The sequence below is a fragment of the Mediterranea massiliensis genome (assembly GCF_900128475.1).
Classification (GTDB): Bacteria; Bacteroidota; Bacteroidia; order Bacteroidales; family Bacteroidaceae; genus Bacteroides; species Bacteroides massiliensis_E.
In genome coordinates, this window is the sequence record NZ_LT635835.1 from 407,837 (window position 1) to 432,274 (window position 24,438).

Annotated in this window: 14 protein-coding genes; 8 read left to right on the plus strand and 6 right to left on the minus strand. The window is 54.8% G+C overall.

The annotated features are described in order from the left end of the window. Position 1: 1 nt before the first annotated feature. Complete coding sequence (locus BQ7483_RS04185) at positions 2–2,425, minus strand: glycoside hydrolase family 2 TIM barrel-domain containing protein (protein WP_072545013.1); 2,424 nt, start codon at positions 2,423–2,425, stop codon at positions 2–4. Between the two features lie 236 nt (positions 2,426–2,661). Here BQ7483_RS04185 and pyrH point away from each other — a divergent pair, with 236 nt between their 5' ends. The 8 genes from pyrH to BQ7483_RS04225 all read left to right on the plus strand — a co-directional run bounded on the left by pyrH (position 2,662) and on the right by BQ7483_RS04225 (position 15,749). Continuing rightward, positions 2,662–3,372: a UMP kinase gene (gene pyrH, locus BQ7483_RS04190; protein WP_022021909.1), complete on the plus strand. Its 711-nt coding sequence runs from the start codon at positions 2,662–2,664 to the stop codon at positions 3,370–3,372. Positions 3,373–3,554: 182 nt separating this feature from the next. Then, entirely contained in the window at positions 3,555–4,115 is a 561-nt protein-coding gene (gene frr / locus BQ7483_RS04195) for a ribosome recycling factor (RefSeq protein ID WP_072544890.1), read from the plus strand. A gap of 121 nt (positions 4,116–4,236) precedes the next feature. Beyond that, entirely contained in the window at positions 4,237–5,169 is a 933-nt protein-coding gene (gene rsgA / locus BQ7483_RS04200) for a ribosome small subunit-dependent GTPase A (protein WP_072544891.1), read from the plus strand. A 161-nt stretch (positions 5,170–5,330) separates the two neighbouring features. Further along, positions 5,331–6,410, plus strand: a complete 1,080-nt coding sequence (locus BQ7483_RS04205; RefSeq protein ID WP_072544892.1) for an efflux RND transporter periplasmic adaptor subunit — start codon at positions 5,331–5,333, stop codon at positions 6,408–6,410. 132 nt (positions 6,411–6,542) lie between these two features. Further along, positions 6,543–9,575 carry an efflux RND transporter permease subunit gene (locus BQ7483_RS04210; RefSeq protein WP_072544893.1) on the plus strand — a complete coding sequence of 1,011 codons (3,033 nt, stop codon included), beginning with the start codon at positions 6,543–6,545 and terminating at the stop codon, positions 9,573–9,575. Then, on the plus strand, positions 9,572–10,900 hold the full coding sequence (locus BQ7483_RS04215; protein ID WP_072544894.1) for a TolC family protein: 1,329 nt from the start codon (positions 9,572–9,574) through the stop codon (positions 10,898–10,900). The genes BQ7483_RS04210 and BQ7483_RS04215 overlap by 4 nt, the downstream gene beginning before the upstream one ends. 157 nt (positions 10,901–11,057) lie before the next feature. Then, the gene (locus tag BQ7483_RS04220) at positions 11,058–13,469 is read left to right on the plus strand and encodes a glycoside hydrolase family 127 protein (RefSeq protein WP_407657203.1); all 2,412 of its coding nucleotides are present in this window, start codon (positions 11,058–11,060) and stop codon (positions 13,467–13,469) included. A gap of 21 nt (positions 13,470–13,490) precedes the next feature. Then, entirely contained in the window at positions 13,491–15,749 is a 2,259-nt protein-coding gene (locus BQ7483_RS04225) for a S9 family peptidase (RefSeq protein ID WP_072544895.1), read from the plus strand. Between the two features lie 340 nt (positions 15,750–16,089). Here BQ7483_RS04225 and BQ7483_RS04230 read toward each other — a convergent pair whose 3' ends face one another. The 5 genes from BQ7483_RS04230 to BQ7483_RS04250 form a co-directional block, all read right to left on the minus strand. After that, on the minus strand, positions 16,090–17,727 hold the full coding sequence (locus BQ7483_RS04230; RefSeq protein WP_072544896.1) for a fumarate hydratase: 1,638 nt from the start codon (positions 17,725–17,727) through the stop codon (positions 16,090–16,092). Between the two features lie 122 nt (positions 17,728–17,849). Next, positions 17,850–19,841, minus strand: coding sequence for a DUF4954 family protein (locus BQ7483_RS04235; protein WP_072544897.1), 1,992 nt, complete (start codon positions 19,839–19,841; stop codon positions 17,850–17,852). Positions 19,842–19,972: 131 nt separating this feature from the next. Then, positions 19,973–21,235 carry a GTPase HflX gene (gene hflX / locus BQ7483_RS04240; protein WP_022021900.1) on the minus strand — a complete coding sequence of 421 codons (1,263 nt, stop codon included), beginning with the start codon at positions 21,233–21,235 and terminating at the stop codon, positions 19,973–19,975. Between the two features lie 189 nt (positions 21,236–21,424). Further along, complete coding sequence (locus tag BQ7483_RS04245) at positions 21,425–22,558, minus strand: fimbrillin family protein (protein WP_162274240.1); 1,134 nt, start codon at positions 22,556–22,558, stop codon at positions 21,425–21,427. An 11-nt stretch (positions 22,559–22,569) separates the two neighbouring features. Continuing rightward, on the minus strand, positions 22,570–24,354 hold the full coding sequence (locus BQ7483_RS04250) for a C10 family peptidase (protein ID WP_072544899.1): 1,785 nt from the start codon (positions 24,352–24,354) through the stop codon (positions 22,570–22,572). Positions 24,355–24,438: the final 84 nt, after the last annotated feature.

Below are 24,438 nucleotides of genomic sequence, written 5' to 3' on the forward strand. Positions count from 1 at the left end.
TTCATTTTGAGAAAGCATCTCCCCGCAACACGACCTCAGCTTTTTGGAGTAGCGGAGAAGTGAACCGGATGCGGATGTCTCCCGCTTCACCCGTGGCCTGCACATAAGCCAGGAGGCGTCCACGCCACACGCGCTGACGGTGGTCGCGATGTTCGGACATATCGCTGTTATTCCCGTTCTCCAGGCCAAGCAGACGCGCGGGGCCTTCGATGCGGCAGGTGATTTCGTTATCGGCCAGGCGAACCGGTACCCCCTGCTCGTCCACCACTTCCACCAGCACATGGGCCACCCGACGGTCGGCCGACAACGTATCGCAATCCGCCGTGACACGCAGGGCGTAAGGCAGCCCGGACGAACGGACAGCATACGATGACAAGACCTTCCCGGCCTCATCGCAGCCCTCGGCACGCAGCTCGCCTGCCTCGTAGGGAATGTCCCAATGAATGATGCCGCTCTTTACGTCGTAGGGCTTCATCTCGCCTACCACCTTGTCATTGAGCAACAGCCGGGCCTGCGGAGCGTTGGTATAGCACACCACCCGTATCTGTTGCCCCGGTTCATAGTTCCAGATGTCCCAGGCGTCGGGCGACAGATAGTCGCGCTTCGGATAGGTGCCGATGTAGGTGACGGGCTTCTCGCTCCACAACGCAGCGCGATGATGGCCGCGCGGCTTCGGCAGGCTGGCGAAATCGAGCAGACCGGTACCCAGTCCGCGCGAAGGCCATACACCCGCTTCACCCAGATAGTCGGTGCCCGTCCATACAAACTGTCCGAAGATGAAATCCCTGTCTTTCACAGCCTGCCAGGCTCCGATGCCCGAACCCGTCTCGCTGCCGTAGATGACGCGGTCGGGATAGGCGGCATGGTCTTCATCGTAGCGGTTCTCCGTATAGTTGTAGCCCACTACATCCACGGCCTCGGGATAGGCGGTCTGGTTGGACATCACCACACCGGCCAGGGCGCCCGTCACGGGACGGCTCTTGTCCACGGCCCGCACGCAGGCTGCCAGCCGCTGGGCAATGACACCGATGCGCATGGCATCGGGCGCGTCGGGCTTGTAGCCGCCGAACATGGGTTGGTTGATGGCTGCTCCGGCTCCGTCCAGAATGGGATGCGAATAGGGGTCGTTCGGATAATCCACCTCGTTGCCGATGCTCCACAGGAAGACGGAGGGATGGTTGCGGTCGCGACGCACCATGTCCGTAACATCTTGCTCAATCCATTCTTCAAAGAAATCGAACGAACCCTGGTAGCCAGGTTCACCCTTGTTCCATCCCTTGATCCACTTGCGCTTGGGGAACTCCCATTCGTCCGAAGCCTCGTCCATCACGAGCAGGCCGAGGCGGTCGCACAGGTCGTAGACTATCGGTGCCTGCGGATTATGGCTCATGCGGATGGCATTGGCACCAAGGTATTTCTTAAGGTTGGTCAGGCGGCGTTCCCACACTTCGGGCGGCACTACGGCTCCCAATACACCGGCATCGTGGTGCAGGCAGACACCCTTCACCTTCATCCAGCGGCCGTTCAGGGCAAAGCCCTTGTCAGGATCAAACTCCAGCGTGCGCAGGCCGACTTTCGTTTCGTTTCCGTCCAACCACTTGCCATCGGCCAGCAGTTCCGTTTTCAACGTGTATAAATAGGGCATATCCAAGTCCCAACGTTTCGGGCGGTTCACCTGCAACGTCAGCGTCCGTTTGGACAGGCCAATCTTACCATCGGACACACGGCCGGAAGCCTGTGCCACCTGCCGCCCCTCAGCATCCAGCAACGTGGTCCTTACTTCCAGACGGCCCGTAGCCTCCACATGCTTCTCCACTTCCACATCGACGGCAATCGTCGCCCTGCGGTCGGTCAGCGAGGTGGCCTGCCATCCGATGCCCCATTGGGCAAAATGAACATCGGGTACTGATACCATCCATACGTCACGGTAGATGCCCGACCCCGTATACCAACGCGAATCGGCCGAGCGGCTATGATCCACCCGCACGGCCAGCACATTGTCGCCTTCCTTCAGATAGGGCGTCAGGTCGTACATGAACGAGATGTAACCATTAGGCCTCTTGCCCAGCAAATGGCCGTTCAGATACACCTCACTGCGATTGTAAACCCCTTCGAAGTAAATGTAATGCCGGGCCGCATCGTCCGTCACCCGAAAATGCTTGCGATACCAGCCGATGCCTCCAGGCAGATAGCCGGTACAGCTGGCCAGGTCGGGCGAGAGCTGCCCTTCGATAGACCAGTCGTGCGGCAGGTCGAGCTTGCGCCAACGGCTGTCATCATAACCCTCTACGACAGCCGCCGAATCATCGGCCAACTGGAAAAGCCATCCGTCGTTGAAGTTCACAGCCTTGCCAAAAGAAACCTGCGCCTCCAGCCGGAGGCTGAACAGAAAAGTAAATGTGATAAAAAAGAGAATGTGTTTCATCATATATGCCCTGTCTATAATTAATATTTTTCATACAACCATTCGAGCTACAAAAATATACATTCCGTTCAAAATAAAAAATCCATACCCGACAAAAAACAGACGTACAGATACTGCCATACGGTTCATCAGCAAAATCTGAAGATATATTCCCCAAGAAAGCGAGCAAAATATCTATGAAAACTTTATCTTTGTCCCCCAAGAGAAAAAACATCAAAAATTTAGCAAAACAAATTATGGCAACGTACAAAAGAATCTTACTGAAGCTCAGCGGCGAGAGCCTGATGGGCGAGAAGCAGTACGGCATCGACGAAAAACGTCTGGCCGAATATGCAGCACAGATCAAGGAAATACATCAGATGGGCGTGCAGATAGGTATCGTCATCGGCGGTGGAAACATCTTCCGTGGGCTGAGCGGGGCTTCGAAAGGCTTCGACCGCGTGAAAGGCGACCAGATGGGCATGCTGGCCACCGTCATCAACAGCCTGGCACTGAGCTCGGCCCTGGTAGCCGCCGGCGTCAAGGCCCGCGTGCTGACCGCCGTCCGCATGGAGCCCATCGGCGAATTCTACAACAAGTGGCGTGCCATCGAGTGCATGGAGGCTGGCGAAGTGGTCATCATGTCTGCCGGCACAGGCAACCCGTTCTTCACCACCGACACAGGTTCCTCGCTGCGCGGCATCGAGATTGAAGCCGACGTGATGCTGAAGGGTACACGCGTAGACGGCATCTATACCGCCGACCCGGAAAAGGACCCGACGGCCACGAAATTCCACGACATCACCTACGACGAAGTGCTGCGCCGCGGCCTCAAGGTGATGGACCTCACCGCCACCTGCATGTGCAAGGAGAACAACCTGCCCATCATCGTCTTCGACATGGATACGGTGGGCAACCTGAAGAAAGTCATGGCCGGCGAGGAAATCGGCACGCTGGTACACAACTGAAAAAGCAATGCTTTCCATCGGGGAAAGCAATGCTTTGCACCAAGGAAAGCAATGTTTTCCTTCAGACGGACAACGGCCTTCCGAATCAAAAAAAGACCTGCAATGTTGCAAAAGAAGGAATAATACGCTACATTTGCTCTACTAATTAAAAAAAACAATCATTCCATAAAGAACGAAGCGATATGAAAGACGTAAAAGACATCCTGAACGAAGCGCAGGAGAAAATGGACATGGCCATCATGTATCTGGAAGAGACACTGGCCCACATCCGTGCCGGCAAGGCTGACATCCGCCTACTGGACGGCATCCGCGTAGACTCCTACGGCAGCATGGTGCCCATCAACAACGTGGCCGCCGTGACCACTCCCGATGCACGCAGCATCGCCATCAAGCCGTGGGACAAGTCGATGTTCCGCATCATCGAGAAGGCCATCATCGACTCCGACCTGGGCATCATGCCCGAGAACAACGGCGAAATCATCCGCATCGGCATCCCGCCTCTGACTGAAGAGCGCCGCAAGCAGCTGGCCAAGCAGTGCAAGGGCGAAGGCGAAACAGCCAAGGTGAGCGTGCGCAACGCCCGCCGCGACGCCATCGACCAGTTGAAGAAAGCCGTCAAGGAAGGCCTCGCCGAAGATGCCCAGAAGGGCGGCGAAGAGAAGCTGCAGAAGGTACACGACAAGTATATCAAGCAGATTGACGAAATGCTGGCCGCCAAGGACAAGGAAATCATGACCGTATAATAATTGAAAATGGAAAATTGAGAATTGAAAATGACACGCACGGGCACTCCCCGGCTTCCCATTGTCAATTCTCAATTTTCCATTTTCAATTTTCCACTTTCCATTCTCAATTCTCAATTCAATGAAGGGGCTCGTCATCAAGAACACAGGCAGCTGGTATCTCGTCAAGACAGAAGACGGGCGGTGTGTCGAATGCAAAATCAAAGGGAACTTCCGCCTGAAGGGTATCCGCAGCACCAACCCGGTAGCTGTGGGCGACTACGTGCAAATCATTCTCAACCAGGAAGGCACCGCCTTCATCAGCGAAATCGAAGACCGCAAGAACTACATCATCCGACGGGCGTCCAACCTGTCGAAGCAGTCGCACATCATCGCTGCCAACCTCGACCAGTGCATGCTCATCGTCACCGTCAACTATCCCGAAACGTCGACCACCTTCATCGACCGCTTCCTCGCCTCGGCCGAAGCCTACCGCATCCCCGTGAAGCTCATCTTCAACAAGATAGATGCTTACGATGAAGACGACCTCCACTACCTGGACAGCCTCGTCCACCTCTACACCACCATCGGTTACTCCTGCTTCAAGGTATCGGCCACGCAAGGCACAGGCATCGACCTCCTCAAGGCCGAACTGAGCGGCCGCGTCACCCTCCTGTCGGGCAATTCGGGCGTGGGCAAGTCCACCCTCCTCAACGCCATTCTGCCCGAAGCCGCAGCACGCACGGGCGAAATCTCCACCGCCCACAACAAGGGCATGCATACCACCACCTTCTCCGAAATGTTTCCCCTCGAAGGCGGCGGCTACCTCATCGACACGCCGGGTATCAAGGGCTTCGGCACCTTCGACATGGAGGAAGAAGAGATCGGCCACTATTTTCCCGAAATATTCAAAGCCTCGGCCGATTGCCGCTACGGCAACTGTACCCACCGCCACGAGCCTGGTTGTGCCGTACGCCGCGCTGTCGAGGAACACTACATCAGCGAGTCGCGCTACCAGTCGTACCTCAGCATGCTCGAGGACAAGGAAGAAGGCAAGTATCGGACAGGCTACTGAGAAATGCCGTACAAAGGAGAAGCGTTCTCCTGTCACACACTCCTGATCCCGCCTTTATGTTAACAAAACATAATCCATATTTTCTTCATTAAACCTTCCCGCATCAAAGCTGTCCTATCGAAAGGTTGATTTATATTCTAATACCACGAATCACAGAAAGAATGAAGAAGAGAGTAAAATGGAGCCTCGTTGCCCTTGTCGGTGCCGGGCTGATAGGATGGGGTGTCTATTCGCAAATGCCCCAACCGAACGAAGAACTGGCGGAAGCCGATCAAGTAATGACCACCCAAAGTCGGGGAAAGAAAGCGTTGAACATCAATGCTGTCGTCGTACGCCCCCGTATGCTGACCGACGAAGTGCCCATCATCGGCAGCCTCATCCCCGACGAAGAAGTAAACCTGTCCTTTGAAACCTCTGGCAAAATCGTAGAAATCAATTTCGAGGAAGGTACCACCGTGCAGAAAGGCCAGCTGCTGGCCAAGGTGAACGACCGTCCCCTGCAAGCCCAACTGCAACGACTGGTTTCGCAACTGAAGCTGGCAGAAGACCGTGTGTTCCGCCAGGACGCCCTGCTGAAGCGCGATGCCGTCAGCCAGGAAGCCTACGAGCAGGTCAAGACCGAACTGGCTACCCTGAACGCCGACATTGAAAGCGTCGAGGCGCAGATAGCCCAAACCGAGCTGCGTGCTCCCTTCGACGGCATCATCGGCTTGCGCCAGGTAAGCGTCGGCACCTATGCCTCGCCTACCACCATCGTGGCCAAGCTCACCAAGATTTCTCCCCTGAAGCTGGAGTTCTCCGTATCCGAACGCTACGCCCGCGACATTCAGGTTGGCACCAATCTCACCTTCACACTGGAAGGCTCGCTGGACACCTACCACGCACAAGTCTACGCCCGCGAATCGAGTCTCGACATCAACACGCACACCCTGACCGTACGTGCCCTCTACCCCAACCCCAGCGGCATCATGCCCGGCCGCTATGCCTCCATCACCCTGAAGAGGCAGGAATACAAGGATGCGCTGGCCATTCCCTCGCAGGCCATTGTCCCCGAAATGGGCAAGGACAAAGTGTTCCTCTACCGCTCGGGCAAAGCCGAACCGGTAGAAATCGTTACCGGTATCCGCACAGACGCACTGGTACAGGCCGTCAAGGGACTGGCTGCAGGCGACACCGTCATCATATCGGGCACCCAGCAACTCCGCACAGGTATGGATGTAACCATTGACCACATCGAATGAATAGAGAATGCACAACGAAACATGAGGAAGTACATTCGGCATCAGCAGACATTGCACGGCCTATTTCTTCATTCAAAACGATTCATCAAACAGCATTCATCTTCAATTTCTAATTCTTAATTCTTCATTGAAATGAATATATCCGAACTAAGCATACGCCGCCCTGTATTGTCAACAGTACTGACCATCATCATCCTGCTCTTTGGCTTCATCGGCTATACCTACCTCGGCGTGCGCGAATATCCGTCGGTGGACAACCCCATCATCTCCGTATCCTGTTCGTACACGGGAGCCAACGCCGACGTCATCGAGAACCAGATTACCGAACCGCTGGAACAGAACATCAACGGTATTCCCGGCATCCGCTCGCTGACCAGTGTCAGCCAGCAGGGGCAAAGCCGAATCACCGTCGAATTCGAACTGTCTGTCGACCTGGAAACTGCTGCCAACGACGTACGCGACAAGGTATCGCGCGCTCAGCGCTACCTGCCCCGCGACTGCGACCCGCCTACCGTATCGAAAGCCGATGCCGACGCCGTACCCATCCTGATGGTAGCCCTGCAGAGCAACAAGCGCTCGCTGCTGGAACTGAGTGAGATAGCCGACCTCACCGTAAAGGAACAGCTTCAGACCATCTCCGACGTAAGCAGCGTGAGTATCTGGGGCGAGAAGAAATATTCCATGCGTCTCTGGCTCGACCCCACCAAGATGTCGGGCTACGGCATCACACCCGTCGACGTAAAGAATGCCATCGACCAGGAAAACATTGAACTCCCCTCGGGCAGTATCGAAGGCAACACCACCGAACTGACCATCCGCACCCTGGGTCTGATGCATACACCCGAAGAGTTCAACAACCTCATCATCAAGGAAGATGCCAACCGCATCATCCGCTTCAGCGACATCGGACGGGCCGAACTGGGAGCCGCCGACATCAAAAGCTACATGAAGATGAACGGCGTACCAATGGTGGGCGTCGTAGTCGTTCCCCAGCCGGGAGCCAACCACATCCAGATAGCCGACGCCGTGTACGAGCGCATGGAGCGCATGAAGAAAGACCTGCCCGAGGACGTCAGCTACAGCTATGGCTTCGACAACACCAAGTTCATCCGCGCCTCCATCAGTGAGGTGGAAAGCACCGTGTATGAAGCCTTCGTGCTGGTTATCATCATCATCTTCCTCTTCCTGCGCGACTGGCGCGTCACGCTGGTACCCTGTATCGTAATTCCCGTGTCGCTCATCGGTGCCTTCTTCGTGATGTACGTGGCAGGCTTCTCCATCAACGTACTGACGATGCTGGCCGTCGTCCTCTCCGTAGGTCTGGTGGTGGACGACGCCATCGTAATGACCGAGAACATCTACGTCCGCATCGAGAAAGGCATGCCGCCCAAAGAAGCAGGTATCGAGGGAGCCAAGGAAATCTTCTTCGCCGTCATCTCCACCACCATCACGCTGGTGGCTGTATTCTTCCCCATCGTTTTCATGGAAGGGACCACGGGCCGCCTCTTCCGTGAATTCAGCTTCGTCATTTCGGGCTCCATCATCATCTCCTCGTTTGCAGCCCTCACCTTTACGCCGATGCTGGCCACCAAACTGCTGAAGCGACAGGAGCAGAAGAACTGGTTCTACCGCAAGACGGAGCCTTTCTTTGACGGACTGAACCGTCTGTACAGCCGTTCGCTCGCGGCTTTCCTGCGCAAACGCTGGATTGCCCTGGTGTTCACCCTCATCACCTTTGACGTCATCTTCGTTCTGTGGAACCGCATCCCCGCCGAGATGGCTCCGCTGGAGGACCGTTCGCAAATCAACATCAACACCATCGGTGCCGAAGGCGTCAGCTACGAATACATCCGCGACTACACGGAGCACATCAATGACGTGGTCGACTCCATCATCCCCGATGCGGCCGCCGTCACGGCCCGCGTGTCCAGCGGAAGCGGCAACATCCGCATTACGCTGAAGGACATCCGCGACCGCGACTATTCACAGATGGACGTGGCCGAAAAGCTGTCGCAGGCCGTCAAGCGGGAAACGCAGGCACGTGCCTTCGTACAGCAGTCGTCGTCCTTCGGCGGACGCCGTGCCAGCATGCCGGTACAATATGTATTGCAGGCCACCAACCTTGAAAAACTACAGGAAGTGCTGCCCAAGTTCATGGAACGCGTCTATGAAAACGATGTCTTCCAGATGGCCGACGTCGACCTGAAGTTCAGCAAGCCTGAAGCCCGCATCAGCATCAACCGCGACAAGGCCGGTGCCATGGGCGTCAGCACCAAGAACATTGCCCAGACCCTGCAATACGGTTTGAGCGGCCAGCGCATGGGATACTTCTACATGAACGGCAAGCAATACGAGATCTTGGGAGAAATCAACCGCCAGCAACGCAACCGGCCGGCCTACCTGGTGGGCCTGTACATCCGCAACGACGCAGGCGACATGATCCAGCTCGACAACCTGGTGGAACTGGTCTACGGCACGGCTCCCCCGAAGCTGTACCACTACAACCGCTTCGTGTCGGCTACCGTCTCGGCCGGACTGGCCGAAGGGAAGACCATCGGACAGGGACTGGACGAGATGGACAAGATAGCCGACGAGGTGCTGGACGAGACCTTCCGCACAGCCCTGGCGGGCGACTCGAAGGACTATAGCGAGAGCGCCTCCAGCCTGATGTTCGCCTTCATCCTGGCCATCTTCCTCATCTACCTGATTCTGGCAGCCCAGTTCGAGAGCTTCAAGGATCCGCTCATCATCATGCTCACCGTGCCGCTGGCCATTGCGGGTGCGCTGATATTCATGTCGATAGGCGACATCACGATGAACATCTTCAGCCAGATCGGCATTATCATGCTCATCGGCCTGGTGGCCAAGAACGGCATTCTGATCGTCGAGTTTGCCAACCAGAAGCAGGAAGCGGGCGAAGACAAGATGCAGGCCATCCGCGACGCCTCGCTCCAACGCCTCCGCCCCATCCTGATGACGAGCGCCTCGACCATCATCGGCCTCATCCCGCTGGCCTTTGCCACAGGCGAAGGTGCCAACCAACGCATTGCCATGGGTACGGCCGTCGTAGGCGGCATGCTGGTGTCCACCCTGCTCACCATGTACATCGTACCCGCCATCTACAGTTATGTATCTACCAACCGAAGTAAAGTAAGAAAGATATGAAACGCATCCTATTGTCTACGATAGCCGTCCTCTGTGCCCTGTCTGCCATACAGGCACAGCAGGCAGTCACCTATACCCTGAAGTCGTGCCTCGAAGAAGGGCTCCTCAACAACTACTCCCTGCGCATCACGCACAACGAGGAGCAGATCAGCCAGAACAACGCCACCCTGGCCAATGCCGGCGCCCTGCCTACCGTCGACCTGACGGGCGGCTACCAGGCCAGTCTGGACAATACCAACAGCAAGGTGAGAAGCACCGGCCTGACGGAAAAGCAGCACAACGTCTTCGACCAGACCATCGATGCCGGCATCGACCTCAACTGGACCATCTTCGACGGATTCAACATCTCCACCACCTACCAGCAGCTGAAGCTGCTCCGCGAACAGGGAGAGACCAATACCCGCATCGCACTGGAGGACTTCATCGCCTCGCTCACCGCCGAATACTACAACTTCATCCAGCAGAAAATCCGCATGAAGAACCTGCTCTATGCCGTCCGGCTTTCCAAGGAACGCCTGCGCATCGTGGAGGCACGCTACCATGTGGGCAACTTCTCGCGTCTGGACTACCAGCAGGCCAAGGTGGACTTCAACGCCGACAGTGCCCAATACATGAAGCAGCAGGAGCTGCTCCACACTTCACGCATCAACCTGAACGAGCTGATGGGCAACGAGAACGTAGATCAGCTCATCCTGACGCACGACAGCGTCATCGATGTCAACTCTTCGCTCGATTTCGAGGAGCTCTGGCAAGCCACCCTAAAAGTCAATTCGTCCCTGCTGAAAGCCGACCAGAACACCCGGCTGGCACAGATGGACTACAAGAAGGTGAACTCGCGCAACTATCCCTACGTCCGCCTGAACGCCGGATACGGCTACACGTTCAATAAATACGACATCAACAGCTACAGCCGGCGCAACAACTTCGGATTCAGCGGCGGAGTGACCATCGGCTTCAACATCTTCGACGGCAACCGCAAGCGCGAACGGCGCAATGCCAGCATCGCCGTGAAGAACGCCCGCCTGCAACGCGACGAGCTGGAACTCTCCCTGCGGGCCGACCTGAGCAACCTGTGGCAGGCCTACCGCAACAACCTGGAGATGCTGAACCTGGAACGGCAGAACCTCGTCGCCGCCAAGGACAACCACGAAATCGCCATGGAACGCTACATGCTGGGCAACCTTTCGGGTATCGAGATGCGCGAAGCACAGAAGAGCCTGCTCGACGCCGAGGAACGCATCCTGACGGCCGAGTACAACACCAAGCTCTGCGAAATATCGCTTCTGCAAATCAGCGGAAAAGTGACAAAATACTTGGACTTGTAAATCCTGCATCCATTCGTAAGATTTATTTTGAAAGAGCTGTCGTTTTATTTCACATATCTTTTTAACTTTGCAGGCGCAACCCTTGAAAAACGACATGAACTCTATCCAACAAATGAATCTTACCCATATGAAACACAGCATTTGTCTAAGCCTGAGCATGGCAACGCTGCTCAGCGTATCTTCCTGCCGGCAGGCTGCATACCAGCAGCCGCAGGCTCCCATCCAGGAAGTATCCTTTACCCAAGTCCATCTGACCGACAGCTTCTGGTCGCCCAGAATTGAAACCAACCGGACGGTATCCATCCCGTCAGCCTTCCGCGAATGCGAGAAGAACGGCCGCTTCGACAATTTTGCCATCGCCGCCGGCCTGAAGAAAGGTGAGCACCGGGGCGACTTTTCGTTCGACGACACAGACCCCTACAAGGTGATAGAGGGCGCGTCCTACTCGCTGGCCGTCCGCTACGACCCGCAGCTCGACCAGTATCTGGACAGCGTCATCGCCATCATCGCCGCCGCCCAGGAGCCGGACGGCTACCTGACAACCTGTGTCACCAACAAGTGTTACCGCCTGTCCGGCTGGTGGGGACGCTCCAAATGGGAAAAGCTCAACAGCCACGAACTCTATAACAGCGGCCACCTCTACGAAGCGGCAGTAGCCCATTACCGGGCCACCGGCAAACGTACCCTGCTTGACGTAGCCATCAAGAACGCCAACCTAGTATGCCAGGTATTCGGCCCCGGCGAAGGACAGAAGCACGTGCCCTCCGGACACCCCATCATCGAAATGGCACTGGTCAAGCTCTACAAGGTCACCCACGACGAGAAATACCTGCGGATGGCCCAATACTTCATCGAGGAGACCGGGCGCGGAACCGACGGCCACAAGCTGAGCGAATACAGCCAGGACCACAAACCCATCCTGCAACAGGACGAAATGGCGGGACATGCCGTCCGCGCAGGTTACCTCTATTCGGGCGTGACCGACGTGGCCATGCAGACGAACGACACGTCCTACCTCCATGCCATGACACGTCTGTGGAACAACCTGGCGGACAAGAAACTCTACATCACGGGGGGCATGGGCTCGCGTGCACAGGGCGAAGGCTTCGGTCCCAATTACGAGCTGCCCAACCACACGGCCTATTGCGAGACCTGCGCCTCCATCGCCAACGTCTTCTGGAACTACCGCATGTTCCTGGCCACCGGCGAGTCCAAATATGTCGACGTCTACGAACGGGCACTGTACAATGGCGTCCTCTCCGGCGTATCGCTGAGCGGCGACAAGTTCTTCTACGACAATCCGCTGGAATCGATGGGCGAACACGAACGCCAACGATGGTTCGGCTGTGCCTGCTGCCCGGGCAACATCACCCGCTTCCTGGCCTCCGTATCGGGCTACCAGTATGCCACACAGCAGAACGACGTCTACGTCAACCTCTACATACAAGGGAAAGCCGACCTGACGACAACAGACAACCAGGTCACCTTGACCCAGACCACCACCTATCCCTGGAACGGCCAGGTGTCTATCCAAGTCACTCCCGAGAAAGAGCGTGAATTTGCCATCCGCCTGCGCATCCCCGGCTGGCTGACAGACAGGCCCGTCGCCTCCAGCCTGTACGCCTACACCGATGCACCGAAGGACTACCATATTCGGGTGAACGGCCAAGCGGCAGACTATCTGACCGGCAACGGCTATGCCACCCTCCTGCGGACGTGGAAAGCAGGAGACGTCATCGAACTGGAGCTACCGATGGAAGTCCGCAGAATCCAGGCCAACGAGCAAGTCAAGACCGACGTAGGGTTCCTGGCCCTGGAACGCGGCCCCATCGTCTACTGCCTGGAAGGGAAAGACCAGCCGGACAGTACGGTATTCAACAAATTCATCGCCCCCACTGCCCCCGTCGCCGCCCGCTATGATGCCGGCCTTCTGAACGGAGTCGTCGTGCTGGACGGTACGGCCCAAGAAGTCGGTACCGACGGAACTGTCACCGCCGTTCCCTTCCGGGCCATCCCCTATTCCACCTGGAACAACCGTGGAGCCGACCAGATGGAAGTCTGGATTGCCTCCGCCAAAGAATACGCCACTCCTACCCCTCAACCCACCATCGCCTCGCGCGCCCGGACCTTCAGCCTGCAGGCCGCTATCCAGAAAGATGCCCCCGAATCGGCCGCCCAGGAAGTATGGGCCTGGGGAGTCAACGACCAGTGGGAACCCCAGTCTTCTTCGGATATCTCCAAACCCTACTTCTACTGGTGGCTGAAGAAGGGAAGCCTCGAGACGCTGGCCTACGAGTTCGACCGCCCTTACCGGGTGTCCGGCGTATCGGTCTATTGGCTGGACCTGGACCACTATGACGGCAACTTCCGGGTACCCCAGAGCTGGAAGCTCTATTACAAGGCCGGCAAGGCATGGAAGGAAGTGGAAGCCCAAAGCGAATACGGTATAAAGAAAGACTGCTACAATACCCTGAAGTTCAAGCCGGTCGAAACCACCGGACTGAAGATAGCCGCCCAGCTTCAGGAAAATGCGTCAGGCGGCATCCTCGAATGGAAAGTCAACGAATAAATACTGATAAAACTAAAAACAATGTTTGGTTCATTGAAAAACATCCTCGTCCCCCTCTGTCTGGGAGGACTGCTGAGTGTGCCCGCCTATCCGCAGGGCACGGTAGAAGACTATAACCGCGCGTATAGCCTCCGTGAGAAATACAGCGCAAAGCACGTGCTGTACAGTGACGTCGTACCCCACTGGGTGGAAGGCGCCGATGTCTTCTGGTACATCCGCAACACGGCCCGTGGCAAGGAATACATCAAAGTCGACGCGAAACAGTCCAAGCGCTCTGCCTTGTTCGACCAGGAGAAGCTGGCCCGCCTGCTGGCCGAACAGACCGGCAAGCAGACCGATGCCTACAACCTGCCCCTGAACCAGTGCCGCCTGAACCCGAAGGCCGACACCCTGCGCTTCGAGTCGACCGGCAAATACTGGGCCTATGCCATCAAGAAAAACTCGCTCGTGACGGAAGGTGAGGTACAGCCCCGCGGACCACAGCCCCACTGGATGGAGGTGGACGACGAGAAAGGCCGCGGACCTGTCACCTCGCCCGACGGGAAATATACCGCCTACATCAAGAACGACAACATCTACGTGCGCGACGTCGCCAGCGGGAAAGAAAAGCAACTGAGCATCGACGGCACGAAGGGCAACTACTATTCGTCCTACATCCAATGGTCGCCCGACTCGAAGGCACTGGCCGCCTGCCGCATCCGTCCCGCCGAGAAGCGGTATGTGTACTACGTGGAGTCGTCGCCCGCCGACCAGCTCCAGCCCAAACTCCACAAGCAGGAGTATGCCAAGCCCGGTGACGAGCTGCGCTTCAAGGTGCCCTGCATCTTCGAAGTGGAAAGCGGACGCCGGCTGATTCCCTCGACCGAACTCTTCAGCCACCAGTACGACCTGTACGGACCGACCTGGAATACCGACAGCAAGGGCATCACCTTTGAGTACAACGAACGCGGACACAAAGTCTACCGCGTGCTCGAAATGTCGGCAACCGACGGCAGCGTACGCACGCTGATTGAGGAGAAGGAAGAGAAATACGTCAACTATCCCCGCATCTACCGCCACTACCTGAGCGACGGGAAGCGCATCCTCTGGTCGAGCGAGCGCGACAACTACAACCACCTCTACCTGTACGACCGCGCGACAGGGAAGCCCCTCCACCAGATTACCCGCGGCGAATGGTACGTACGCGAGGTGCAGTACGTGGACGAGCAGAACGAGACCATCTACTTCTCGGCCAACGGCATGAACAAGGACGAAGACCCGTACCTCATCCACTACTACCGCATCGGCTTCGACGGCTCCGGCCTGACCTGCCTGACGCCGGAAGAAGGCATGCACAAGGCCTGGTATTCGTCCGACCATCAATATCTGGTCGATGTATATAGCAAGGTGGACCAGGCTCCCGTAGCCGTCCTGCGCAACGCCACCGACGGCAGCATACGCATGCAGCTGGAACAGGCCGACATCTCGGCCCTGCTGCAGAACGGTTGGCAGGCCCCCGAAGTGTTCACCGCCAAGGGGCGCGACGGCAAGACCGACATGTGGGGCCTCATCTACCGCCCCTCCAACCTGGACCCGAACAAGAAATACCCCGTCATCGAATATATCTACTCCGGCCCGGGCGACCAGTATGTGCCCAAGACCTTCACTTCCTACAACTGGTGGATGACCTCGCTGGCCGAACTGGGCTTCATCGTGGTACAGGTGGACGGCATGACCACCTCCTTCCGCTCCAAGGAGTTTGAAGAAGTCTGCTACAAGAACCTGAAGGACGCCGGCCTGCCCGACCACATCACCTGGATCAAGGCCGCCGCCGAGAAGTATCCCTACATGGACATCGACCGCGTAGGCATCTTCGGCTGCTCGGCCGGCGGACAGGAATCCACCGGAGCCGTACTTTTCCATCCCGAATTCTACAAGGCCGCCTATTCGGCCTGCGGATGCCACGACAACCGGATGGACAAAATCTGGTGGAACGAGCTGTGGATGGGCTATCCCGTGGACGAGTCCTACAGTGCCTGCTCCAACGTGGACAACGCCTACCGGCTGACCCGCCCCCTGATGCTGGTCGTAGGCGAGCTGGACGATAATGTGGATCCGGCCTCGACCCTGCAGGTGGCCAATGCCCTCATCAAGGCCGGCAAGGACTTCGACCTGGTAGTTATCCCCGGCGCCCACCACACGATGGGCGAGGACTTCGGCGAGCACAAGCGGTATGACTTCTTCGTCCGCCACCTGATGGGAGTCACCCCGCCGTCATGGGACCAGGTACGCACCAAATAAGCACCCGCCCCCGTGCCGGTCAAACGGCCGGAAACGGTCGGACGGCCGGAAGTTCTACGGCCTTACATCCGTATCCCGTACCGGGAACGCCTGTATCCAGTACACGGAAACGCGAGTTCCCCGTGCAGGAAACAAGCGTTCCCTGTGCGTGGAAACTCCCGTTTCCTTATAGGGGAACGAGCGTTTCCCCATAGGGGAACTACCGTTTCCTCGCAGGAAACGCCCCACATTCCCCGCTTCAGGGAAACAAAGACAAGCGGCTTCCATGCCCCTCCATACAACAAAAAAAGGATGCGCCCCAACCGGACGCATCCTTTTTTATCTCTATCTGTACCGTCGCTTACTTGCAGCAGCGGGGCTTCAGTTGCTTGAAGAAGTCGTTACCCTTGTCGTCCACGAGGATGAAGGCGGGGAAGTCTTCCACTTCAATCTTCCAGATGGCTTCCATGCCCAGTTCGGGATATTCCACGCACTCGATGCTCTTGATGTTGTTCTGGGCCAGGATGGCTGCCGGGCCACCGATGGAGCCGAGGTAGAAACCGCCGTGCTTCTTGCAGGCGTCGGTCACGGCCTGGCTGCGGTTACCCTTGGCCAGCATGATCATGCTGCCTCCGTGGCTCTGGAACAGGTCGACGTACGGGTCCATACGGCCGGCTGTCGTGGGGCCCATCGAGCCGCAGGCCATGCCCTTCGGCGTCTTGGCCGGACCGGCGTAGTAGATGGGATGGTCCTTGATGTACTGGGGCAGGTCTTCGCCGCGGTCCAGACGCTCTTTCAGCTTGGCGTGCGCAATGTCGCGACCTACGATGATGGTACCGTTCAGGCTCAGACGCGTGGCAACCGGATACTTGGTCAGCTCCTTCAGGATGTCGGCCATCGGTTGGTTCAGGTTGATCTTCACGGCATCGCCTTCACCGGCCTGACGCAGTTCTGCCGGAATCAGTTCGCCCGGATGGCTGTCCAGCTTCTCAATCCAGATACCGTCCTTGTTGATCTTGCAACGGATGTTACGGTCGGCCGAGCACGATACGCCCAGACCGACGGGGCACGAAGCACCGTGGCGCGGCAGACGGATGATGCGCACGTCGTGTGCGTAGTACTTGCCGCCGAACTGTGCACCGAGGCCGATGTTGTGAGCCTCTTCGAGCACCTTCTTCTCCAGCTCAATGTCGCGGAAGGCACGACCATATTCATTACCCGTCGTGGGCAGGTTGTCATAGAAGCGGGTAGAAGCGAGCTTCACGGTCAGCAGGTTCTTCTCGGCCGATGTACCGCCGATGACGAAGGCAATGTGGTAGGGAGGACAAGCCGCCGTACCCAGCGTCTTCATCTTCTCTACGAGGAACGGAACCAGCGTCTCGGGGTTCAGGATGGCTTTCGTCTCCTGATAGAGGTAAGTCTTGTTGGCCGAACCGCCGCCCTTGGTCACGCAGAGGAACTCGTATTCCATGCCTTCGGTAGCCTCGATATCAATCTGTGCGGGCAGGTTGCACTTGGTGTTCACCTCCTCGTACATGGTGAGCGGAGCGTTCTGCGAGTAGCGCAGGTTCTCCTCAGTATAAGTCTTATATACACCCAGCGACAGGGCCTCTTCGTCGCAATAGCCCGTCCATACCTGCTGGCCTTTCTCGCCGTGGATGATGGCCGTACCTGTGTCCTGACAGAAGGGAAGCAGACCCTTTGCGGCCACTTCGGCATTGCGCAGGAAAGTCAGTGCCACGTACTTGTCGTTGTCGCTGGCTTCGGGGTCGCTCAGAATCTTGGCCACCTGCTCGTTGTGCGAGCGGCGCAGCATGAACGACACGTCGCGGAAGGCCGCGTTGGCCATGGCGGTCAATCCTTCCTTCTCGATCTTCAGGATGGGTTTTCCTTCAAACTCGCTTACAGACACGTAGTCCTTGGTAAGCAGATAATACTCAGTCGTATCCTTGCCCTTCTCGAACATGGGCTGATACTTGAACGGAGGTGTTGTTGCCATAATTACAATTTGTTTAAAAGGTTGTTCAATCTTGATTGATGCAAAGGTAAGAAGTATTATCGAAATATTTCTTTAATCGAAAGCGTTTTCTTCAACGGGGAGGGAGGTTTTTAGGAATAATTTCAGTTGCCCACCCTCTTCATCCGCTCTATCAATTCATCACCCAGCGCACTCTTCACCTCGATATGCTTCAGCACGGCGGTGACAAACGGATTGCTCTCGAAGTCGCCACGCACCTGCTCGAAGTCCATTTCCTTCTCCAGCCGCGAGCCGTCGGCACCGAAACCCGTCATGGAAGCCAGGGAGAACTCTTTCTTCGCGTCCTCATAAACCATGCGGTCCAGGCCAATAACGGCTTCCTTCCACTTCTCCACGATGCGGATGATGTCGGCAGCGGTCATGCTTTCGGGCTTCACGCCGTAGAACTCCTCCAGCTTTCCGTAGGCCCAGGTCCATTCGTAGGTATAATAATTGCGGTGCATCCGTTCGAACTCCGCATTGATTTCCTTCAGCTTGTTCACCATGCCTTGTTCTATCGCGTCCGTCAATGCGTCCACCTCACTTTTGGGTGCTATCAGCCCCGAGATATCCACCCACTCTCCGCTGCCGATGGAAGTGTCCGGCACCAGACGGGCACGGATTTCATCGTCCGTACAGAAATCAATGCCTTCGAGGCGCTTGATGACGGAATTGCCCAGGAACTTGTGGATGGCTATGTCGTAGAACCTGATGCCGTTCACCAACGACGAATTGCGTATCTTGGCACTGTGGAACGAGTAGATGTCGGACAGTTCGCCGCTGGCATGGCGCAGGTTGAGCAGCGTCTCGCGCCCCTTGAACATCTTCTGCACGGTATAGGGGCTGAGCAGGTTGTAGTTGATGAAGTCCAGCTTGTCGGGGTCCGTGCGTCCGTCGCGCTTGGGCCACTTCTGCGCGTCGCGGATGGTCCCCACGCTGCGCAGGTTGACGCCCGGCACCAGATAGGTTGTGTTGTTCTGCTCTATCAGATAGGAGAACGGCAGGTTCGACGTGTCCGAATGGTTGACATGCCGGCCCATCACCAGTGAAAAAGCTCCCACCCGGGCCGGCCAGAGGATGTAGGAGTCGGACGTCGTCTTGGCGCCGCGCTCCAACGTTCCCTGATGAATGGGGCCCAGCTTGTACATGTGGTTGCTCTGGTTGGAACCCGAACCGGCATTCATGAACGAGAACATGCCCGCAATGAGCAGCGTCGACTTGTGGTGCGTCACGGTGAAAGGACCGGCAAAGATGGCACACGCCTCACCGTTCTCGCCTTGGCAATTGCTGAAGAACAGGGAGTCCGAAGCCGAATAGTTGTGCCCCAGCTTGCAGGCCTGCCCCACAAAGCAGCGCGTCAGCATGGCACCGTCGTCCACATGCGAACCGCTGGAGAGGATAAAATCGTCGCAGATGACTCCGTCGCCTACCCGCACAGGTGCCGCTTCGTTGCTGTTGATGCTGCCGTTGGACAGACGGCAGGCGCCCGAGATGCAGGCATAGTCGCCGACACGGACATTCCGGACCGACCCCGTATTCAGGATGGTCACATGACTGCCGATGGTGCCCACCACCGCAGCATGTTTGTCGGAATAATAGTCCGCTATCTCCTTCAAGCGGGCAGTCAGTTCGGGACGATGGCGGTAGAGGGCCATAATATAGGCCAAGTGGGCCGACAGCTTGTCATTAATTACGACTTCACGCCCGCCCGTTTCGTTCAGTACAGACACCTCCACCCCATTGCCGAACCTTGACACACCGTCCACCAGCAGGATGTCCACATTCTCGATGAACGTGTCATGTCCAATCTCATAGTTGGCAATATAGTTCTGGATATGCTCGATGCAGCAGTTGTCGCCCACCGTCACGTTGTGCAACGTCACATGCCGCAGACCGGAATGTTTGCAGATGCCTCCCGGCAAGATGAACTCACCCTGAAAGACTCCCAACTTCACCTCACCCGAGAAACGGGTATGATGCACAAATTCTGTCGAAAAACCGTCCGCCACGCGAACCTTCTCCCAATCGTCGGCCAGGCAAGACTGGCTCTTCAGCCGAAGTATCTCATCTTCGGTCAAGTTTCTGTAATTCTCCATGATACAGTTGCTAAGTTTCTTTTATAAACACATGAAACGCAGGCAGACGAGAGCTTGGAGCAGCTCCGCCCACCTACGTTTCATAGAGATTCCTGTCCGGTACCCCCAAGAGGCACCATCGAACATTTCCCTTACACTTCTCCGTTCTCGTCGTAAGTCTGGTAAAGGAAATCGTTATACGGGTATTTCTGCACATGCAGTTCCTTGACGCGCTGGTAAACCATCGTCTTCATCTCCTCGATGTTGGTCTTCTCGCGTGCCGAGATGAACATGCAGTTGTCTTCCATCTTCGCCATCCACGTCCTCATCAGTTCCTCCAGCGACAAGTTCTCCTTGGTGCGCGGAGTCAGGTCGTCTTCGTCCTTCTTCACATACGTATAGGCATCTATTTTATTGAATATAAGCACCATCGGCTTTCCGGCCGCTCCGATGTCCGCCAGTGTCTTGTTCACCACGTCTATCTGTTCCTCGAAGTCGGGATGCGAGATGTCCACCACATGCAGCAGCAGGTCGGCTTCGCGCACCTCGTCCAGCGTCGACTTGAAGGAGTCCACCAGGTCGGTAGGGAGCTTGCGGATGAATCCTACCGTATCGCTGAGCAGGAACGGCAGGTTGTCGATGATTACCTTGCGTACGGTGGTATCGAGCGTGGCAAACAGCTTGTTCTCGGCAAACACCTCACTCTTGGCCAGCAGGTTCATCAAGGTAGACTTGCCCACGTTGGTATATCCCACCAGTGCCACACGAATCAGCCGACCGCGGTTCTTGCGCTGCGTAGCCTTCTGCTTGTCAATCTCGGCCAGACGCTCCTTCAGCAGCGACATGCGGTTCAGGATGATACGGCGGTCCATTTCCAGCTGGGTTTCACCCGGGCCGCGAAGACCTACCGACCCCTTACCGCCACCGGCACCGGAACCACCACCCTGGCGTTCCAGGTGCGTCCACAGTCGTTGCAGACGCGGCAACATGTATTTATATTGTGCCAGCTCCACCTGCGTCTTGGCATTGGCCGTCTGTGCACGCATGGCGAAGATGTCGAGGATGAGCGACGTACGGTCCAGAATCTTCACCTTCAGTTCCGCCTCGATGTTACGGATCTGCTTGGCCGACAGCTCGTCGTCGAAGATCACCATACCGATTTCCCTTTCCGCCTCCTCTTCGTCCTTGATATATTGTTTGATTTCGTCCAGCTTCCCCTTGCCGACATACGTCACCGAGTTAGCCTGGTCCAGTTTCTGTGTAAAGCGTTTCACCACTTCCGCTCCGGCTGTCTCAGCCAGAAAAGCCAGTTCGTCCAGATACTCATTCGTCTTCCGCTCGTCCTGCGTCTTCGTGATGAGTCCCACCAGCACCGCAGTCTCGACCTGCGCTTCGGAAATTACAAATTCTTTCATTGCCATTGTCTTCTTCTGCTATTCTATAATTATCACTACACACTCCTTTATCATCCGGTACAAGTTCGTAAAGTTCCGGCTGAAATTTCGGCAAAATAAGTGAAAAAAAAATAGACTACCAAAAGGATGTATGGAAAGTTCTGATCCCATACAATGACTATTGGTAGTCTATTCCTACTTGAAATAATATCAAAATCCTGACAAATCTATTGCCTCTACATCTTTCAAACTTTGGATGGTTACCTCTGTAGCGTTCCAGCATTCTGCATCCAAGATATGGGTTCCGGTAGTTATATACTCATGTTGAAGCCCAGACGCATATTTCTCAGAAAAGCCGTCTCCCCACGTAACAGTTCCTACAATGCCATTACCCTGCAACAATGGGAAAGTAAAGTTTTGGCTCTGGTGAGTTATTTTCAAACGACTATAATTCCCAGTGGGCATGCTGCTTTCGTCTGTATTCAGATTGACTACCTCAGGTGTTTCAAACAGAGTCAGGCCGTTATGGGTCAAGGCTGCACTAAAGATATATTTCACTCCCTTGGCTATATTATAAGCCGGTAAAAGTACTTGGTATTCTTTGTCATCGATGGTGAACGTAACCGTAACATTCTCTCCCGAAGAGCTGAAAGGAATACAAAACAAATCAGGTATATCTTCTTTCCAACCACTGGAAGCAATCAGTTGCTCATACTCCCGTTCCACTGTTCCATTTTTCGAACCAGTTATCTCACCAGTAGTCAAATCCATCTCGCCTTCCACATAAATTCCTTTCCCGCTGACAGTTATTTTCTGAAGCGTTCCCTCGCCTTCGTACGATTCTTTTTTCAAGTTGAATGCCAAAATGGACAAAGCATGCTTCATGGAAAACTTTACTTTCGGATTAACATAAGAGACTTTCTGAAAACTTCCTGAATATAGATAATCAGTTTGTGATAACACTTCTACAGCTATTTTTCTAGGATAAGTCGCTGTTTCTGAATAAGGGTGAAACGCTCCCAAGAATTTGTTCTCCTGCCCAGCCAGTTCAATTGGTGTTTCCAGTTTCCATTCTCCTTCTTCCCTACTTACCTTTTGCATGGTTACCACCGTTTTGTCACCTGGCACTGCCTCGGACGAAATGAACACTGCCATCTCCTGTCCGTCTGTCTCCAGGGTTTCCGTTACTTGTGTAGTCGCGCGTGTCAATACTTCTGTCGTTATTTCCACTTCCACTTTGTCAGGCTGAGGAGGTTGCGGTTCTTCTGTTGGATTGTCTTTTCCACATGCAACTAGAGCCAGTACTACAACCGCTCCAATTATCGATAAATATATTTTTCTCATGGTCATGACATTTAAAGTGTAAGAGTTATAATTTTCTTTTCGCCTTCATAAGAAAGCTCCAATATATATTGCCCTTTGGGTAGCAGTTCAGGACCGACACTGACAACATCCGAATCCTTCAACATGCCTTCCAGTTTCACACTACTATCTGTGGCTACCGATATTTTATAGGAAGTTCCAACAAAACTTCGTATCTGAAGTATCCGGCTGGCTTTTTGGAATGAAACAGACGTTCCTTCATCCAGCGATTTATCTTCGCGCAAGACGATTTCAGCTACAGTTTCTTTTTTATAGTCCATCCGAATCCACTTTTCATCTTTCTTGTAAAAAATTCGAATACGATCTCCTCGGGCAATCGGCTGTTTTATCTGGCACTGTACACTGAAGCCTGTGCCATAGTAAGATTGAAGACCTTCAATATATGTTTGGTTCAATATTTCTTTCAAGTTCCCCTCTTTATCGGTAACCCCAACCATCACATCTCCATCGTACGCAACCAGGCCGTAATTGAAAATAAAAGCTACATTCAGATTAAAGGGTTGTCCCGTCTGAAAATAGTCAGTATCTGAACTAAGTCCTTCATACATGATACCATCATTTCCTTTGGCAGCTGCCAATACCAAATTGACCTCATAATTACCTCCTTTATCGGGATAAAGACCTATAACCGCATTTTGATTGAACTTGTAGCCACCGCCACTACCGCCACCGATACCAACATCAGACGGATTGAGCGTTGACAGAAGGAAATTACCGTTCGAATATCCTCCCCATCCCCAATTCACACTGAAATAATCATCCGCCGTATATCCGTCAATAACAAACTGATGTCCGCCATTCGAAGCATCCATACCGCCATAGAGCACAGGACGTCTGGCATCCAATTCCTTGCGAATCAAATCATCCCAGGACGCAAAGTTATAATTGTCACGATCTATCAGTTTCACACTTTTGTCATATTTCATGTGTTCGACCATTGCTTTCAAGGCAATATGCGTCAATGCCCCTGTAGCCGATGCTGAATAATCCGCCCCAGCCATCACGCCACAATCATATATCAAGCGTGCTACAGCTTCGGCCTGAGTTTCCGTATAATTTCCTTTTTTGTATTCCAACGGCATATTGTTCCAGTCATAAGGATGCCCCAATGCAAAACTGGAGATATACAGATTTTGACTAGGAGACGTATATCCACCTATCGTTCCTATCCCCTTATCAGGCCACTCGTAATATTTCATCACAATACCCATAGCAGTAGCTACACAACCACTCACAGCCTTCCCTTGAGGGGTTATCGGACATAAACGGTTATAAGGTTCATCCTGGTTCCACAAAGCGGTCTGGAGTTTGACAAGTGGTTCTTTTCCGCTCAATGTGGGCCTATTCCAGGCAGCTTCAATATCAGGCGAAGCCTTTTTATGTATAGATCGCAAATAATTGATTTCTTTCTCCAAATGCTCTATCCAATAACGCACATTATCAGGCAAGCGGTCTGATGCAAAGTTATTCTCAACAGAATATCCTAATACCGGATAGGCAATGTCGTCACCAGAAATGATTATAAAGCCTTTCGCGTCTGTACGATTGAATACATAAGCCGCAGGATGTCGGCCACTTCGGGTTTGGGTGTCGCTTCCAGCCCACACCAACTGAAACTGGGGTAGTGCAACGCGTGTCGATGTATTCTGTTGGAAGAATCTCTGAGCAAACGATTGTGCATCTTCTATCGAAACATTTTCGGCCCATAAATGCAGCGTCAGAAACAGAGCAACAAGTAGTACAAAAGAATGTTTCATGGAATTATAGTTTTAAGATTCAGCATATGATTAGAAAAAAGACAGGATAGTTTTGCATGAAGACCACCCTGTCTTGACAGATTT

What these genes read in the sequence shown, in the direction of transcription:
- BQ7483_RS04220 (WP_407657203.1), top strand. Translation starts at nt 11,058, where the DNA reads ATGGCAACGCTGCTCAGCGTATCTTCCTGCCGGCAGGCTGCATACCAG.
- BQ7483_RS04245 (WP_162274240.1), bottom strand. Translation starts at nt 22,558, where the DNA reads ATGAGAAAAATATATTTATCGATAATTGGAGCGGTTGTAGTACTGGCT.
- BQ7483_RS04225 (WP_072544895.1), top strand. Translation starts at nt 13,491, where the DNA reads ATGTTTGGTTCATTGAAAAACATCCTCGTCCCCCTCTGTCTGGGAGGA.
- pyrH (WP_022021909.1), top strand. Translation starts at nt 2,662, where the DNA reads ATGGCAACGTACAAAAGAATCTTACTGAAGCTCAGCGGCGAGAGCCTG.
- BQ7483_RS04230 (WP_072544896.1), bottom strand. Translation starts at nt 17,727, where the DNA reads ATGGCAACAACACCTCCGTTCAAGTATCAGCCCATGTTCGAGAAGGGC.
- BQ7483_RS04205 (WP_072544892.1), top strand. Translation starts at nt 5,331, where the DNA reads ATGAAGAAGAGAGTAAAATGGAGCCTCGTTGCCCTTGTCGGTGCCGGG.
- BQ7483_RS04250 (WP_072544899.1), bottom strand. Translation starts at nt 24,354, where the DNA reads ATGAAACATTCTTTTGTACTACTTGTTGCTCTGTTTCTGACGCTGCAT.
- BQ7483_RS04235 (WP_072544897.1), bottom strand. Translation starts at nt 19,841, where the DNA reads ATGGAGAATTACAGAAACTTGACCGAAGATGAGATACTTCGGCTGAAG.
- frr (WP_072544890.1), top strand. Translation starts at nt 3,555, where the DNA reads ATGAAAGACGTAAAAGACATCCTGAACGAAGCGCAGGAGAAAATGGAC.
- BQ7483_RS04210 (WP_072544893.1), top strand. Translation starts at nt 6,543, where the DNA reads ATGAATATATCCGAACTAAGCATACGCCGCCCTGTATTGTCAACAGTA.
- rsgA (WP_072544891.1), top strand. Translation starts at nt 4,237, where the DNA reads ATGAAGGGGCTCGTCATCAAGAACACAGGCAGCTGGTATCTCGTCAAG.
- BQ7483_RS04185 (WP_072545013.1), bottom strand. Translation starts at nt 2,425, where the DNA reads ATGAAACACATTCTCTTTTTTATCACATTTACTTTTCTGTTCAGCCTC.
- hflX (WP_022021900.1), bottom strand. Translation starts at nt 21,235, where the DNA reads ATGAAAGAATTTGTAATTTCCGAAGCGCAGGTCGAGACTGCGGTGCTG.
- BQ7483_RS04215 (WP_072544894.1), top strand. Translation starts at nt 9,572, where the DNA reads ATGAAACGCATCCTATTGTCTACGATAGCCGTCCTCTGTGCCCTGTCT.